14 protein-coding genes are annotated in these 15,778 nt (G+C 48.4%); 1 reads left to right on the forward strand and 13 read right to left on the reverse strand.

Annotated features, from left to right (window positions below):
* Window positions 1-18: 18 nt before the first annotated feature.
* From L1N85_RS14710 to L1N85_RS14770, 13 genes are all read right to left on the reverse strand, one after another.
* Complete coding sequence (locus L1N85_RS14710; RefSeq protein WP_235239771.1) at window positions 19-651, reverse strand: YIP1 family protein; 633 nt, start codon at window positions 649-651, stop codon at window positions 19-21.
* Window positions 648-2,117 (reverse strand): hypothetical protein, encoded by a 1,470-nt coding sequence (locus L1N85_RS14715; protein ID WP_235239773.1) that lies wholly within the window; start codon window positions 2,115-2,117, stop codon window positions 648-650. The genes L1N85_RS14710 and L1N85_RS14715 overlap by 4 nt, the downstream gene beginning before the upstream one ends.
* Window positions 2,118-2,137: 20 nt before the next feature.
* Window positions 2,138-3,007, reverse strand: a complete 870-nt coding sequence (locus L1N85_RS14720) for a carbohydrate ABC transporter permease (protein ID WP_235239775.1) — start codon at window positions 3,005-3,007, stop codon at window positions 2,138-2,140.
* Between the two features lie 16 nt (window positions 3,008-3,023).
* A complete protein-coding gene (locus L1N85_RS14725; RefSeq protein WP_235239779.1) occupies window positions 3,024-3,923 on the reverse strand; it encodes a carbohydrate ABC transporter permease in 900 nt (299 codons plus the stop codon).
* A complete protein-coding gene (locus L1N85_RS27620; protein WP_235239782.1) occupies window positions 3,920-6,760 on the reverse strand; it encodes an extracellular solute-binding protein in 2,841 nt (946 codons plus the stop codon). The genes L1N85_RS14725 and L1N85_RS27620 overlap by 4 nt, the downstream gene beginning before the upstream one ends.
* A gap of 107 nt (window positions 6,761-6,867) precedes the next feature.
* The gene (locus tag L1N85_RS14735; protein WP_235239784.1) at window positions 6,868-7,077 is read right to left on the reverse strand and encodes a hypothetical protein; all 210 of its coding nucleotides are present in this window, start codon (window positions 7,075-7,077) and stop codon (window positions 6,868-6,870) included.
* 448 nt (window positions 7,078-7,525) lie between these two features.
* Window positions 7,526-7,753 carry a hypothetical protein gene (locus L1N85_RS14740; protein ID WP_235239786.1) on the reverse strand — a complete coding sequence of 76 codons (228 nt, stop codon included), beginning with the start codon at window positions 7,751-7,753 and terminating at the stop codon, window positions 7,526-7,528.
* A gap of 117 nt (window positions 7,754-7,870) precedes the next feature.
* Complete coding sequence (locus tag L1N85_RS14745) at window positions 7,871-8,746, reverse strand: PP2C family serine/threonine-protein phosphatase (protein WP_235239788.1); 876 nt, start codon at window positions 8,744-8,746, stop codon at window positions 7,871-7,873.
* Window positions 8,747-8,870: 124 nt separating this feature from the next.
* A complete protein-coding gene (locus L1N85_RS14750) occupies window positions 8,871-10,151 on the reverse strand; it encodes an ABC transporter substrate-binding protein (protein WP_235239790.1) in 1,281 nt (426 codons plus the stop codon).
* Between the two features lie 82 nt (window positions 10,152-10,233).
* Window positions 10,234-11,088, reverse strand: a complete 855-nt coding sequence (locus L1N85_RS14755) for a carbohydrate ABC transporter permease (protein ID WP_235239792.1) — start codon at window positions 11,086-11,088, stop codon at window positions 10,234-10,236.
* Window positions 11,089-11,093: 5 nt separating this feature from the next.
* The gene (locus L1N85_RS14760; protein ID WP_235239794.1) at window positions 11,094-11,987 is read right to left on the reverse strand and encodes a carbohydrate ABC transporter permease; all 894 of its coding nucleotides are present in this window, start codon (window positions 11,985-11,987) and stop codon (window positions 11,094-11,096) included.
* Between the two features lie 202 nt (window positions 11,988-12,189).
* On the reverse strand, window positions 12,190-13,278 hold the full coding sequence (locus tag L1N85_RS14765; protein ID WP_235239796.1) for a BtaManbiosPhlase: 1,089 nt from the start codon (window positions 13,276-13,278) through the stop codon (window positions 12,190-12,192).
* Between the two features lie 2 nt (window positions 13,279-13,280).
* Window positions 13,281-14,240 carry an MTP-1 family protein gene (locus L1N85_RS14770; protein ID WP_235239798.1) on the reverse strand — a complete coding sequence of 320 codons (960 nt, stop codon included), beginning with the start codon at window positions 14,238-14,240 and terminating at the stop codon, window positions 13,281-13,283.
* A gap of 236 nt (window positions 14,241-14,476) precedes the next feature.
* Here L1N85_RS14770 and L1N85_RS14775 point away from each other — a divergent pair, with 236 nt between their 5' ends.
* Entirely contained in the window at window positions 14,477-15,502 is a 1,026-nt protein-coding gene (locus L1N85_RS14775) for a LacI family DNA-binding transcriptional regulator (protein WP_235239800.1), read from the forward strand.
* Window positions 15,503-15,778 lie beyond the last annotated feature (276 nt).

Raw genomic sequence — 15,778 nt, forward strand, 5'->3', positions numbered from 1 at the left:
TTCTGATCAACGTTCGCTTCATAGGCGGAACAGCAATTCGTTGTAAATCGTATAGATGAACACGTACACCTGCTGGAAGAGCGTGTAGAAAAGCACCGCCAAAAAAATAACGATCCCCATAGCCGCAAATGTCAACGCAAACGACTGCAACGTTTTGACCGCGCCGTAATCATGGATGGTCAGCATGCCGATAAACATCAGCACCGCGCTCCAGATCATCGCGACCGTCGTTATATAGCCCAGAAACATGCCTTCCTCTTGAACAAGCGCCTTACTGAGCAGCGTAGAGAGAATGATGGATGCCACGTAAGGAATTAATGCATAGGCGCTGACGATTCCAATCTGAACCGCTTTGCCCTCGCCGTCCATCCACGTTGCAACCGCCCAGTTGCCCGCCACCCAAAGCGCATACAGCACAATCGTTTTCGCTGCGATCAGCCACACGTTCAAAGCGCTCAGATCGGCCAGGTTGAATGTATAACCGGTGCTCTGCCGCTTAAAGACGGCAGCGATGAAAAAAACGAGAACGATGAAACAAGATGCGAGCACCGAGCCCTTGCCCTCCTCCTTGACCGAATAAAAACCGTCAAAGGGATGAAGCAGGCAGCTTAAAGGATTCAACTTCTTGCTGGAAGCGGAAGTTGCACTCATCGGTTAACCTCCCTTCGACTCTTGTGCCTTGCCGCTCTAACGCCCTTGCAGCCGTAATAGCCAGCCAAAGCGCAGATGAAAATCGTCATGATGATTGGCAAATTATCCCGCACCGCCTGCATCCTGATTTGTCCGAACGTATCCGAGTAGCCGGAACGATCCGTTCCCTGCCGGTAATAGACCAGCGCCTCGCCGTATTTCCCTGCCTTCTCGAGCGCCTTCGCGATCCCGGTATAAGCGATGCTGTTATTGGCATTCCTCTTGGCCACGTCTTCCCAGATGACCGCCGCTTCCTCGTAAAGCCCTTGGTTGTACAGCACGGTTGCTTGACGGACAAGGCTTCCATATTCCGAAAGCGCGAACCTCGTTATATTGCGTTTCGTGGAATCGAGTACGAGCATTTCGCCCTTCCAATACGACACGGCCGACGGCTGCAGAAATGTCCCCTTCTGATTGCCCAGCGAGCCAAACACTGCGATGGGGTTGCCTTCCGAATCGTATTCGAAGACGCGTCCCCGCGTCCGGTCAAGTCCTGCAATGAAGCCGTCCGCGTCTATCGTCAAGTCGATAAACGAGGTATCCTGCTTTACCCCTTGCTTGAACGAAAACTCCTTGTCGCCGAAATCTGCCGCTCCTTGCTTGCCCGTCAAAACGTTGTTGCCAAGCGGGTTCAGCTTCTTTATCTCTTCCCGCGAATTTTTGGAAATGATCGTCGTGGTGTAAACAAAGTTGTCTTTACCGATCTCTAGGTTCGAATATTCAATAGGCAGCAGCTTCATCATGGCCGCCCGCTGCTCTTTCGACAGGATGTTTTTCCAAAAAGTCTCCATCACGACGGCCGGCGTCACTTCAACCCGGTTGCTTCCGAAATAACCCGTAAATTTTCCTTCGCTGTTAAACTGCATCAAGCCGTAAAACTGACCTTCCGACAGCACGTATATCCGGCCCGCATTGTCAGCGGCCACTTTGGTCGGCTTGAATGGAAAACCTTCCGGTATGAGCGGATCGCTCGGCTTCTCGATCACGAGCTCTACCTGCTTATCCGCATTAACGCGAAGAATGCGGCCGTTATCCTTGTCTGCTATATACATCGTTCCGTCATCGGAAACGAACAGTCCCATTGGCGTCGCCAGCGTCGTTTCTTTGCCGTCCCAATCCAGCTTGTCGATGATGTCAACCGTCTCAAACCTGTCGTTCAGCTTAACGATTCGTTTATTGCCGGTGTCTGCGATGTAGATCGCGTTGCTCTTATCGACGTACAGATCCTGCGGCTCGCTGAACAAGCCGGCTCCAAGCTCCAGTCCCGTATAGGACTGCTCCGGCAAATAGCTTGCTGGAGCCGCTTTCGATTTATCCCACTCGTTATATACATAAGACTGGTAAGGCGCTTCGGCCTTCACCGTTAACGGCGCTGCGGCCAAAACCGGGAGAAGCAGCGCGGCAGCAAGCACGATTTTGATTTTCATGGCCCCTCCTTTTACCTCCATCATTTGATCCCTGCGAAGGTCATCGTCTCTACGACCTTGCGCTGCAGCAAAATAAATACGATAATCGGCGGGATCATGAGAATGACCGCGGCAGCGGCACCTGCCCCCATTCTCGCGATGGGGTCGCCCGCCACGATTTGCTCAAGCGCCATACGGAACACTTTTAGCGACTCGCTGAAAATCAGTTCTTTCGGCGCGGAGTTCCAAAGATTTATGAATTGAAAAATAACAACCGTCATAATGGCTGGCGTTGAATTCGGCCAGATGATCGAGAAAAACGTTTTGAACTCGCTTGCTCCGTCGATCCGCGCCGCTTCCAATATCGCGTCCGGCAGCTGTTCGATGAACTGCTTCATCAGGAACAAGCCAAGTGAAGCTCCGATCCAAGGCAGAATCAAGGCAGCGTACGAGTTCACGATGTCGAGTTGCGACATGAGCACGAATTGCGGAATGAACGTCACCTGCGGCACGAACATAAGCGCCATTACGATGATGGAGAACAGGATGTTTCTGCCCGGAAACTTGTGCTTCGCCAGCGGATAAGCGGCCATTGCCGCAAACAGCACGTGCAACACCGTACCTAAGATAGAAATAAATGCCGTGTTGAGAATGTAACGCGACAGCGGGACCCACATATTCGATGCCAGCTGAAACAAATCCGTAAAATTATTTAATGTCGGCCTCATTACGATCAGCCTGGGCGGGAACTGAAGCAGCTCGTCGATCGGCTTCAGCGCAGTGATAATGGCGAATAGAAACGGAAACGCTGAAAACAGACCGAGAACCGCCACGAATCCGAATATCGCGATGTTGCCGGCAAGCGAGCGTCTTGCTTTGATGCCGGATTTTTTTGTAGTTATTTTGAACATGCATGTCCTCCTGCGATCAGATTCCGACCTTCTGCAATATTTTCGTAACGAGCCGGTTCGTGAATACCATCATGAAGAACAAGACGACCGCCATCGCGGATGCATAGCCCATCTCGTAACGGATACTGCCGTAATCCATAATGTGGGTAACCATCGTTTCGCCCGCGTACTCCGTGCTCGGAAACCCGGCAAGCTGTATGGACACGTCAGCTACGCTGAACGATATAACGATCTGCATGACCGCCCCGAATATAAGCTGCGGTATCATCGAAGGCAGCGTAATGTACCATAGCTCCTGAAACCGGTTCTTAATGCCGTCCATCACTCCCGCTTCGTACAAGCTGCGGTCGACGGTTTGAAGACCGGCCACAAACGCCAGGAAGCTGATGCCAAGACTCATCCACAGCTGCACAACGATCAGAATGAGCAAAATATACTCTTTATCAATCAGCCATGCGACGGGATCGCTAATGATACCGAGACCCATCAGCATCCCGTTCAAGTAGCCGTAAGCATCCGGGCTGAAAATCAACCGCCACATCGGGAACACCGATACACCGATAATGGTCGGGATATAGAACACGGTCGTCGCGATCGAGCGAAGCGTCCGGGACAAATCGTTAATCATCCAAGCGACCAGGAAGCTAAGCAAATAGCTGACCGGGCCGGTGACGAAAGCGAAGAACATTGTGTTTTTGAGCGCAATGATGAAGATGTCGTCATCCAGAAACAACCGGATATAGTTGTACCAGCCAATGAAGCGCGGCGGCTCGATCATGTTGTAATAAGTAAATCCGAGCACGATCGACAAGGCGACGGGAAGTATGGTGAAGAGCAGAAAGAAAATCATGAACGGAGTCATCAATAAATAACTTTCCTTATGTCTGCCGATGGTCCGGATTAACGGTTTGTTCATTGCTCCACCCCGAATTCATACCTTTTTCGTTTGATTTCTTCATTGATGTCCTTGTTCCAATAGAAGAGGCTCTCCCTTGCGTTACCCATTTGGAACACGACTTCGCGAAACGCATTATCGATGTTTCTTGACGTATAGTAGCCTCCCGGCAGCTCCGGAATTTCTTTCACCTGATCCCATTGCTCGGAGAGCATAGCCTGCTCCGCGCGGCTCCAGTTCGTTGATTCGAAGGCAACCAGATTGGCCGGCACTCTTCTGCCAAGAACGCCCATCTCATTTTCCAGCTCGCTGACGAATTTGCTTTGCGTCTCCGCTTCATTCCACCATTTCATAAACGCCCATGCATCATTCACATTGGAAGCATCCTTCAAAATGATGGCTGCCGTGCCGGTCGCTCCCGTCGAGCGGTCGATCGCACCGTCCGCTTGCTTCGTCCCCGGGATCGGAACCATATCCCATGTACCCGTAATTTCCGGCGCTGCGGCTGCCAGGCGGGTATACAGCTTATAGCTGGAAACGACGATCGGCATTTCACCGGTGCGGAACCGGTTAAAGTCATCCTTATAAAGCGGATAGTCGTATAAGTTATAGAAATCGGTCCATTGCTTGAAGGCTGCATAAGCCTGCGGCTCATCGAAGCGAGTGCCGTCCTCGCCCGCGTTATAGATGCCGCTTCCGCTTTGCATAAGCAGCGTCGGGAACAAATTGAGCGAGCCGATCCCTTTCGTCAGAAGCTGGAAGGCGTCCAGGTTCTCGTAAGGCAATCCAATTTGCATATTGTTGTTTTGCAGCACCGGAGCGACTTGGAGCAGCTCCTCCCACGTTTGCGGCGGCTCGATGCCAAGCTCCTTCAGAACGTCTTTTCTATAAAACAGCATGAAAAATTCCTGATCGTCCGGAATGGCGAATGTTTTTCCCTGGTACTGATAAGGAACGAATGCAGAGTCTGTATACTCGCTCTTCATGGGCTCGAATTCACTGAACTGATCAAGCGGGGCAAGCGCACCGCGTACAGCCAAGTTCATCGCGTCGCCGCGGCTGGTGAACAAATTGACATCCGGTCCTTCACCCGCCATAACGGCGGTAACGAGCGATGTGCCGACCAAATTCAGATTGACGCTAATTCCGCTCTCCGGCGTGAACGACTCATCGATCAATCGCTTCAAGACGTAAGCTTGGTCGCGGCCGAGACCGGTCCATACTTGAATCGAGCGCTTCGCCTCCTCGTCCCCTTCCATCGAATCGTAATTTTGCAGGAAAGAGCCTGCGAATGCGCGTATTTCATGTATGCTTTGCGCGATGATGCCGGCTTCCGCCTTCGGCTTCCCATAATCCGGCGATGCGATATAGAGGTAATCGAGCTTCAGCGGCTGCTTCTTCGCGCTCAGCATCCAATCGGCTAAAGCGGTGATATTCGTTTTATAGTTTTCAAGCCGCTTCGGAATTTGGTCCGGCCGAGCAATGAAGCCGTCCAGCTGCAAGGCAAGCAGACTTAGCGTTCTAGAGCCGGCGTTCGCCTGCCCTGACATCTCATCCAGCTTGCTTGCTTCACCCTTCAATTGAGCGGAAAGCGTCTGGAACTGCCCGATTAATCCAGGAACGCTTTTATCGATCTCATAATCGCGGTATACATCCGGGTTTACGCCCGTAATCATCACGATTTTGCGATAAATTTGGTTAAGGTCGTACACCATCTGCTGAACGCTTTGCACGGCTGGAGCCAGATCGCCTAGCGTCACCTCGAGCTTCAGCTCATGCTCGCCCTTTTCCAAGTAGAACAGGTAAGGCTCGCCCGTCTCTTCGCCCAGCTCCTTTATGGCCCATTTCAGCTCGTACGGGAAACGAACCGCGTTCATTTCTTCGAATGGCGCTTGGCCGTCCAATAACATTTTTCTGGAAACGAATGAGCCCTTTACTTCGTTCTGGTGATAGCGGGCGCCAATTTTGTACCACCCGTCCTCGGGCGCTTCGAACTTCCAGCTAATCCATTGTCCGGGAATGTCCCAATTGTCGCCGCCGATTGTATTGATCCGAAGCTGGACCGGACTGTATGGCGCGGTTAGCGGCGACTTTTTGTCGGTGGTAGGAAATAGGCCTGAAGCCGACTTCGCGTACGCATGCTCCGCTTGAACCGGTACAAACGCTTCGCCGCCCTTCTTGCCCAAAAACTTTTCAAACGACGCTTTATACGCTGAATAAGATGCTGCTTCGTCAACCTTCGATAATCGAATGTAATCAACGACCGCAGCCTCTCTTACATTTTCCAGCCGGATCACATGCTCGCCCTTCGTAAGCGCCAGCTGCAATGGTCCATCTTCCATTTCGCCCGCTGCCGCAACGACTGTATTCAGCCAAACCTCGCCTTCCAGCTGTTTGGGACGAAGCTCGTTTCCGCCGCTCTTCCTAAGCGGTCCCGGCTCATCGTAGAACAGGCGGTTAAGCTCGAAGGGCGCATACGGATCGGAAATCGCTTTGCCGTCGACGTAGAGCAGGAACTCGATCGGCTGCCCGTTTCCTTTGAGCGGATAGTAACCGACAGACAGCTCGTAGCTTGCCTCGTCGGCAATATCAACCGTCCACGCGAGCGTTTCTCCTTCCTTCCACTCCGCGGTTTTTTTCCTTCCTTCCCATTCAGGAAGTATAGCCGCATTCGCCAGCGATCCGTTCATGCTGCCGGCATTCAATATAATGCCGCCGGACGGACGCTCCGCATCCGACAGCTTGTATATGACCGCTTCAGCGGTTTCTTCCTCGGAATAGGAGAAAACGGCTGCCGCGCCTATCGTTACGATGAGAAGCGAGAACATCACAGTGTAAAAAATCCAATTTTTATTCACGGCCAACCCCCGAATTCGTTTTTTCCGCGCTATCGGCCCCGATCTATCGGGACTGGAGCCTACTTCATTGCTGCTGCATCAACAATATATCAAAACGGAAATCACACTTATTTCATAATGCTCGGGAAATGACTTTCAAAGTTTTCGGATGGTGAAAAATGACAAAAAAAGGCCTTATCCCGCTGAAACAGGTTAACAGCACCTGAAACGGCGATATAAGGCCAGAAACGTGAGTATGGATAAGGATGCCCAGTAACTTCGCGCTCCCGGGCCACTTTCGGCGTTCTGTAGTGGATTTTTCCAGCAACTTCGGTCACTTGGGCCTCGGTCGAAGCTCTAAAGTGTACAATTGCTGCTAAATGCGATCACCTAATCGTTCTTCGCAAGAAAGTGATAGAAGAAACTATTCATATGAAAGGCCTTGCTCCACAACGTTTTCAACGATCGCTGAGTTATACGGCATACCCGAATTATATGAATGGGTAAGCGTTCCATCTCTTTGCATATCGCTCAAGAGAGCATTGAACAACGGGCTTCCCCAGCTAAAGAACGGATCGCACGGAAAATTCAGGAATATATTTTGCACAATTTCCGTACAAACGTAACTATTGAAGAGCTGAGGTAACGGAGTACCTCGGATACTGTGATCAAGCCTACTTTAACCGTATATTTTAAAAATGGATGGGAGTAAATCCAAGCCACTTCATATAACCATGAACCAATTCGCCGTGGATTAGCCTTCATCGTCACTCGTTTTTTCTTTGTTTAATTACCACTGAGCATAAGCGAGTTAGGTGATTGGTAGTCGATGACTACGCCGCCCGCGAGCAGCTTCGTCCCTTCCCTACTCTTCTTAGCATACGCGGGAATAATAACTACGAGAACAGCAGCGTCCGGAGCAATCGTAATCATCGTTTTTCCATTGACGTTCGTTTGAATATAAGCATGCGAAGCCGCATCATAAATATTCGATGTCTCCGTTCCGATTTCCACTGTTACGCTTTTTTTTTAATCCCAGATCGATCGAACCCCAACTCCAATCTCTCATTTGAAAGGGCATCGGCAGGTTCGGCATTTTTTCTACTTTGCGAATCATAAGGTTGGCTCTCCCTATTTAAAATCTATCCAGATAGCTGTTTTATCATCGGATTTTTTGACACGCGGATATTGAAGACATTGCGGGTCCCCTTCCTCCAATTGAATCAGCCAGTTTACGTAGCCTTCAAGTCCCTTATCCAATATGGACCGGGTGACCTCCTCCGCATCCGCTGCCGGGAAACCGGCAGGCTTCGGCATGTATAAGCCATCTGAAATGAGCAATAACGCTTTTAATTGGATTCTGTTTATTCTTCCGGATTCTATGTAGCGGGACAATGCAGGGTCACCGTTAATCACCGCATAGCCTTCCGCCGTATTGGCCGTATTGCGCCCGTTAATAATTTGAGGTTTCACATGCGCCCACAACTCGGTGTTCGTTCGAAGCCCGGCCTCGACACCTTCCGCCCAGAGCTCCCTCGTCCTATTATCCACATGCGCAAGCTGATCATGCGTCACGGTACGTATAGAGCCATCCTCATACACCGCGGCAAGCATACAATCTCCAGCCTGGGCGTATTCGATAAAATCCTCCTCGATACGGATCAGAACAGCACAAGCTCCCCATAACTCATCTTTGCGATCCGCCCGAATGCCTTGCTTGACCATTTCATCGTGCAATATCCGATTGGCCTGAAGCATGGCTTCTGCCGGATTCCAATCGCTTCCTGATGATGACGGCATGCCGTGCAAGAAATCCGCAATAATCCGGGATGCGTAATAACCGCCGGTTGCACCATTCTCGCCGGTGAAGGGCACCAGCGATGTTGCCCCGTCGATAACTCCATACATCGCGAGAGCAGGATGCTCGACTAGAGCATCCTCATTCCAACTATTGCTTCCTTTCAAGGACAGTTTTGTTATTTCCATCATTTCCGTCTCCTTCTCCATGTTAACTTCTCCTCTCATCATTCCAGCATATGAAAAAACCCGCCGTATCCGGGGGCAAGCCTCCGTTGGCGGCAGGTGTTTAGGTGAAGCCGGTCAAGCGGGCAAATAACGCTGTTAAAAGCTATTACTTAATAATAGCATTAAATTTCTCGATCGTGCTCTTTACCGCTGCATTCACATCATCGCCTTTTTCAATCGCTTGCGTCAGCTTTTCCCAAATCGCTCCGTCAATTTCTCCTTGCTTAGGCTGATTGTTGAAGCCTCTGGCAAATTCGGATGCTAGACGAATGGTTTCTACAGCATATTCTTTTTCCGGACGGCTTGTTTTAATAAGATCGAAGCCGCTTTTCGTCGGCGCCACTACCTTCCATTGATGAATCGCACCCGTCATATCGACAAGTGCTTTTGCCGCGACGCTAGGATTTTTCGTAGTGCTGGACATTGCCGTCACACCGATCCAACTGAACGTAACCTGATTTGTTCCTTTTGGAGGCACGGCCATGCCGATCTTGAAGTTTGTCGTTTTCTCGAAATCATCGCCCGCGCCGCCTATGAACATTGCAACCTTGCCTGTTTTGAACATATCGCCGTTACCCATGGAATCCGCTTGAGCTCTTGCGGGAGCGATTCCCGATTTTACGATCGTTTGATACATTTCCAAGCCTTTGATGGATTCAGGAGAATCCAGCGTAATATTGCCTTCTTTGTCAAACACATCGCCGCCGTAAGACCACGTATACATAGCTGTTGGTATATTATTCAGCAATGCGCCCCATTCACCGTCTTTGGTCAGTTTCTTGCCGGCTGCGATAAAGTCATCCCAGGTCCAATCGTTTGTCGGAAGCTCGACACCCGCTTTTTCAAACATATCCTGATTGTAATAAAGCACATAGGGCTGTGAAATCCATGGCAATGCATACAAATCATTCTTATAGGTACCTACGTCGAGTGCGCCTTGGAAATAGTCATCCGCTTTATAATTGCTAATAGTGGACACATGCTCATTAAGCGGAGCGATCGCCCCCAGGCTTGCATACTGCGCAATATATTCCTGTGACAACCACATAAAATCCGGAGACTGCTTGCCTGCAATCATCGTTTGAAGCTTTTGATAATAGTCAGCCGGAATACTTTGCACTTCGATTTCATAGTCTGTCGCGCTTGCATTCACCTTCGCTACCAGCTCTTCGAATTCTCTAAGCTCTTCCGCTCCTGCCCACGTCGCAACCTTCAATTTCACTTTCTCGGCCGGCTGCCCGGCGTTTCCGGCATTGTCTGCGGTTACATTGTTGTCGGCTGGCGCATTGCCGTTATTCGAGTTTCCGCCGCATGCGGCCAATACAACCGTAAACGCTAACACCAAAGCGAGAAGCAGTCCCAGTCTTGCAGTTGCATACTTTTTCATGTCTATCGTTCCCCTTATTATTTATTTGAAATTGATATCGACGAATTAGTCGAAAATCAAGCTTCATTCAGATGAAATGTGTTTAGCCTTTAATACCGCTTAGCTTAATGCCTTCCACAAAATGCTTTTGTGCCATGAAGAAGACGATAAGAACCGGAAGCAGCGCAAGAATCGAACCCGCCATGAGCGGTCCCCATTCCACTTTCATTACGCCTTTGAACATCGACAAGCCGAGCGTCAGCGTAAATTTATCGACATCATTCAAATAAATCAACGGACCGAGCAAATCGTTCCAACTGCCTTGGAAGGAGAAAATCCCGATCGTAACCAATGCGGGAACAGACAACGGGAGAAAAATCTTGCAGAAAATTTTAAAGCTGCTCGCTCCGTCGATATACGCCGATTCCTCCAAATCCTTCGGAACCGAAAGGAAAAATTGTCTCAGAAGAAAAATGAATACGGGCGCTCCTCCGAAAAAACCGGGAACGACAAGCGGCAGGATCGAATTGCTCCAACCGATTTCACTGAAACCGATAAACACAGGAATCATCGTTACTTCCCCTGGCAGCATAATGGTGGCGAGCACTAACAGAAACCAAATGTTTTTCCCCGGAAAATTGAATCTCGCGAAACCGTAAGCCACAAAGGCGGAAACGAACACGTTAGACAACAGTTGAAAAAAAGTAATGACTGCCGTGTTTTTAAAAAGAACGAAAAAATTAATCTCGATAACGGCTCTCGCATAATTTTCCCAATGCAAGCCGTCCGGTAAAAACCGGGGAGGGATTTCAAAGATAACATCTCCCGATTTAAGAGAGGTGGAAATCATCCAGATTAGCGGAAACAAAGTACTTAAGGCGAAGATCCCTAGTAAAACGTACAGAATAATACTGCGCCAGACCCTTTTTTGTCTTCTTCCCATTCCGTAAGAAACCAAACGCCTCACCTCCCTTTCCGCTTTTTCTTGGTACTGACTTCGGTTTCGTAATAAACCCAAGCCGAGGATGACTTAAAGGCCAAAAGGGTAAGCAGCATGATGATGACGAACAATATCCATGCCATCGCGGTAGCATAGCCCATTTTAAAAAACTTGAACGCGTTCTCATATAAGTAAATCATATAGAACCGTCCCTCATTTTCGGCCCCGCCGATAATATAGGCATCTCCGAACTTTCGCATAGCTCCTACAATTCCCATGATGAGATTGTAAAATATAACCGGGGTCAGCATAGTCAACGTAATATGCTTGAATTTCTGGTAGGCATTCGCCCCGTCGATATCCGCAGCTTCGTACAAATGTCCGGGAATATCCTGCAGACCGGCAAGATAAGTAAGCATTCCGCCGCCCGCACCCCATATCACCATCATTAAATAGGAAGGCATGACGAGTGCGCCGTCGGTAAGCCAGCCAAGCGGAGCAATTCCAACCTTGGAGAGCAGTAAATTAATGAGTCCGAAATCCGTGTCCAAAATCCATTTCCAGAGCAGCGAGATCGAAACGCCGGACACGATCGCCGGCATGTAAAGCGCTGTCCGAAAGAAGTATACTCCTCGCACCTTCGTATTCACTAAAATCGCGATCAGCATCGAGGTCGCAATCCCGAGCGGCACCGAAATAATCGCAAATTTAATGGTCACCCATAATGCCTTGCGGAAATCCTCATCTTTTATGAGATCTAAATAATTATCGAAGCCTACGTACTTAGGCTTGTTGAACGTATCCCACTCCGTAAGACCCACATAAAAAGCAAAGATGAGGGGGGCGATCGTAAAAACAAGAAATCCGATAATCCACGGGGATATATAAACATAGCCCGTATATTTTTTTGACCGCACATTCTCTCCCCCTGTGAATATATTGAAATGTCCTAGCTACATGACAAACATCGGAATCATGCTAATAGTAACTTGAAATGAAAACGTTTTATATTTATTATTTTAAATTACTTTTCGTTTTTGTCAACATTATTATTTTATCAGTAATTGTAAATAAATAGTTTTGTAATGTAATTTGTAATCTTAAATTACGTTCAAATCCTTAAAGCGTGCACTTTTCCGTTAATAGCTGCTCATAGACCAGGCTGTTTAAAATTTCTTGCAGACTAAGCTCCGCGCAGGCCATTGAGGTGTCGGCTGCCCCGTAATACATTTTCACCGTATCTCCTTGAACGATCACGCCGCAGGAAAATACGACATCTCCAAAGAAGCCTTCCTTCTCGTAAGGAGCATCCGGTTCCAGCACAGGTAATGCGGAACGGGCTAATACCTTCGCGGGATTTTCCAGGTCGAGCAGAACCGCTCCCATGCAGTAACGATGCTCCTTCGTTGCGCCATGGTACAATTCGAGCCAGCCTTTTTCCGTTCGGATGGGAACCGCTCCTCCGCCTATCCGGCCGCTGTCCCACATGCCTTTGCGCAGTCCAAGCAGATGCTTGTGATTGCCCCAGTAAAGCAAGTTGTCCGATTCGGCGATCCAAATTTCCGGCATGCCTACGCTTTTCATGGTTGGACGGTGAAGGGCATAATATTTCCCGCCAATTTTCTCCGGGAAGATCAATACATCCTTATTATCCGGGCAAAATATCATACCATGATGCGTAACGTTGATGAAATCTTTAGTGGAAACCATGGATTCACCGATCCCAACAGGGGAAACAACTGAAAAGTAAATATAATAATCATCACCCATTTGCGTGACGCGCGGATCCTCTACGCCGAATACTTCTTGCTCGTTGGAAGGGTATATGAACGGTTTGCTGTCTATGGAGAAATGATGCCCATCGGCGCTTCGGGCTATCCGGATATATGAAATTGACGTCAAGTATGCAAAGGTAGCGCTCTGGGACCGATCTCTTACGACTCGCGGATCCGAGAAATCATACCTTTCATCATCTCGGTGTAATTCCACTAGATCAATAACACCTGTTTCCGGATTATATATCGGAGCAAGCACGATGTTTGGATCATCGCTTACAGGCTGTTCAGCAACTCTAAGCAACAGCAGCGTTTCGCCGTTGTATTCAGCAACGCCCGCATTAAAAGCACCGATGACCTTATAGCCTTCATGATAGGGCTGTACGTCAGCGGGCGTAATAATCGGATTTTGTTCATAACGATAAATGTTCACGACTATCTCACCTCTAGGCCTTCAAATTTTAAAAACGGATCCGGAATGGTAATTCTGTGAGCCTCCGCATCGCTGATGCCGGCATACAAATCGGCGGAACCGTCTTCCTTCCTAACAAGGCCTCCGCTAAAAACAACATCGTTCAGGTCCTTCCGTTTAGCCTCGCCGGGCAGAAACTTGTCTCGGACGGCTATAAGTTCAATATCTGAATAATCTCCCGTAAACGGGTCCAACGCAAAGACCATCGGATAATAATGACGATTTTCCGCTTCATCGAAGCAAGCAATGTGGCCTAGAATGCCGATCAGTCCATTGGACAGCAAATGAGCCTCGTTCGCGCCGCCCCACTCCGTTTCAATAAATTGATCCTTCAAAAGCGGAGTCTCCTCAACCCGCTCAATCGTCAGTTCAGCAAGCGAAGCCAATCGCGTGAATCCGATCTTTCCTCGGCCACCCTTCTCCCCCTGAGGTCTAGTGAGCATGGCTATACTGCCGTCATGAAGCTCCGCTATACGAAGGTCCTTCATTCCGTTAGGTCCTGTAAAAAACAACTCTAAATCTTGGAGACGCTTCCCTTTGTACATAACCGTCCTCCAAGCTAGTGCTCCGACATTGGTAGGATGAGGATAAATCTCTACGCCGCCGAGAACGATTTCCCCGCCAATTCGAGTATAGAACGGATCCTGAAGCGTAAGCTTTGGCATTCCTTCTCTAGGCACCCATTCATCGCTTCGTTCGACAAAAAACATAATCTCAGAATGCTCGCTGTCCCTGAACTCAACACGCCCGGCAATAACGAGCTCCCCTTCATCCACGAACGGAGCGGTAATGTTATATACATCACGCTCCCCCACTCCCGTTAACAGAAGCTTAATAGGATTTATTACGGACCCGGTATTATTCAAATATTGTTCCAACAGCGTTTTACAAGCTATCGCTTCATTTTTGATCAGCTTAACCATCACTTTCCCCCCTTGATACATTCATAATTGTAACGTTACTTTAAAATTACTTTACTTTATTTTTTGAATTAATGTTCATTATTATTGACGGAGAATAAAAAGTCAACCCAAACCATAAAAATTAAAATTCACTATAATAACAGTTCCTTTTTGCTATTCAATACGATATAATTTGTAACGTTACAACTTCGCTTAATCAGAGCAGCACGACAGATTAATTGGAAGGGAACGGTATCATGAAGCAGCTAAAGGTTACCATGCAGATGATTGCTGATACTTTACATATTTCTAAAAACTCCGTGTCTCAAGCCCTTACGGGAAAAGGCGGAGTTAGCGATGAAACGCGGCAGCTGGTAATCGAAACGGCGCAGAAACTTGGGTATCGGTACTCAGAAACCCGAAAGAACAGACAGCCCGAGCGAAGCGGCAGTATCGCTTTGATCGCTTCGGATTTTGCTTTCTCTCAGAGAAGCTTTTTTGGCGAGATTTATTTATCCATTGAGCAGGAGTGCTCCAAACGAGGGATGACTTTGCAAATTCAATCGGTAAACCCGCAAGCCAGAGATGGATTGGTATTGCCGTCATTTCTGCAAAACCAAAGCGTTGACGGCGTGCTGGTTCTCTCTCATATCAGCACAGACTATATCAATACCGTGCTTGCAACCGGAATCCCTACCGTTCTCATCGACCATCACCATCCTCGTATTCATGCAGATTGCATTTTAACCAACAATCGTTTTGGCGGATATGATGCGGTTAATCATTTAATTCGATTAGGCCATAAGCAAATCGGATTTTGGGGCAATGTCTCCTTTTCACCTAGCTACCAGGAACGTTTGGAAGGATACCATATGGCCATGAACGAAGCCGGGCTTGCCGTTAACCCTGATTGGCTGGTTAAAGATGCCTCGGAGGAGTCGACCGATGTAACCGACAAGTTCTTAAGAATGACTTCTCTGCCAACGGCTTGGTTTTGCGTCAACGATGGTTTAGGTTTTCTTTTAATTTCGTCCCTTCAGCAATTGGGCCATAAAGTTCCTGATGATTTCTCCGTGTGCAGCTTCGACAACGGCCAGCTATCGCGCATCAATACGCCGACGACGACTACGATGGGCGTCGATTTGAGTAAATTCGGCCAAAAAGCCATTCAACAATTATTTTGGCGAATTAACAATCCTTCGGAACCCTATATCGAAATTCTTCTTCCTACGACCTTGATCGAGAGAGAATCGACAAGTAAGCCTTCTGACGACATTTCCTAAGATGCGCTCCGGTTGAGTCTGTATAATAGTTTCGTATTATGTGGTTAACCAGCAAAAACTGGTTAACCTTATTTTTTACGTTAAAATTAGCATTAGCCGACGAGAACGATTTTAAAGTGTATTAATCCAGTAGCTTTGGTCTTTCGAGCCTAGATTGGAACTCTAAAGTGTATAAGTCCAGTAACTTTGGTCTCTCGAGCCTTGATTGGTGCTCTAAAGTGTATAAATCCAGTAACTTTAGTCTCTCGAGCCTCGATCGGAGCTATAGTGTACAAA

The sequence above is a fragment of the Paenibacillus alkaliterrae genome, from assembly GCF_021532375.1.
Lineage (GTDB): Bacteria > Bacillota > Bacilli > Paenibacillales > Paenibacillaceae > Pristimantibacillus > Pristimantibacillus alkaliterrae.

Excerpts from the sequence above, each read along its gene's own strand:
- L1N85_RS14770 (WP_235239798.1), bottom strand. The coding sequence starts at position 14,240 with ATGGTTAAGCTGATCAAAAATGAAGCGATAGCTTGTAAAACGCTGTTG.
- L1N85_RS14750 (WP_235239790.1), bottom strand. The coding sequence starts at position 10,151 with ATGAAAAAGTATGCAACTGCAAGACTGGGACTGCTTCTCGCTTTGGTG.
- L1N85_RS14720 (WP_235239775.1), bottom strand. The coding sequence starts at position 3,007 with ATGTTCAAAATAACTACAAAAAAATCCGGCATCAAAGCAAGACGCTCG.
- L1N85_RS14725 (WP_235239779.1), bottom strand. The coding sequence starts at position 3,923 with ATGAACAAACCGTTAATCCGGACCATCGGCAGACATAAGGAAAGTTAT.
- L1N85_RS14775 (WP_235239800.1), top strand. The coding sequence starts at position 14,477 with ATGAAGCAGCTAAAGGTTACCATGCAGATGATTGCTGATACTTTACAT.
- L1N85_RS14715 (WP_235239773.1), bottom strand. The coding sequence starts at position 2,117 with ATGAAAATCAAAATCGTGCTTGCTGCCGCGCTGCTTCTCCCGGTTTTG.
- L1N85_RS14710 (WP_235239771.1), bottom strand. The coding sequence starts at position 651 with ATGAGTGCAACTTCCGCTTCCAGCAAGAAGTTGAATCCTTTAAGCTGC.
- L1N85_RS14745 (WP_235239788.1), bottom strand. The coding sequence starts at position 8,746 with ATGGAGAAGGAGACGGAAATGATGGAAATAACAAAACTGTCCTTGAAA.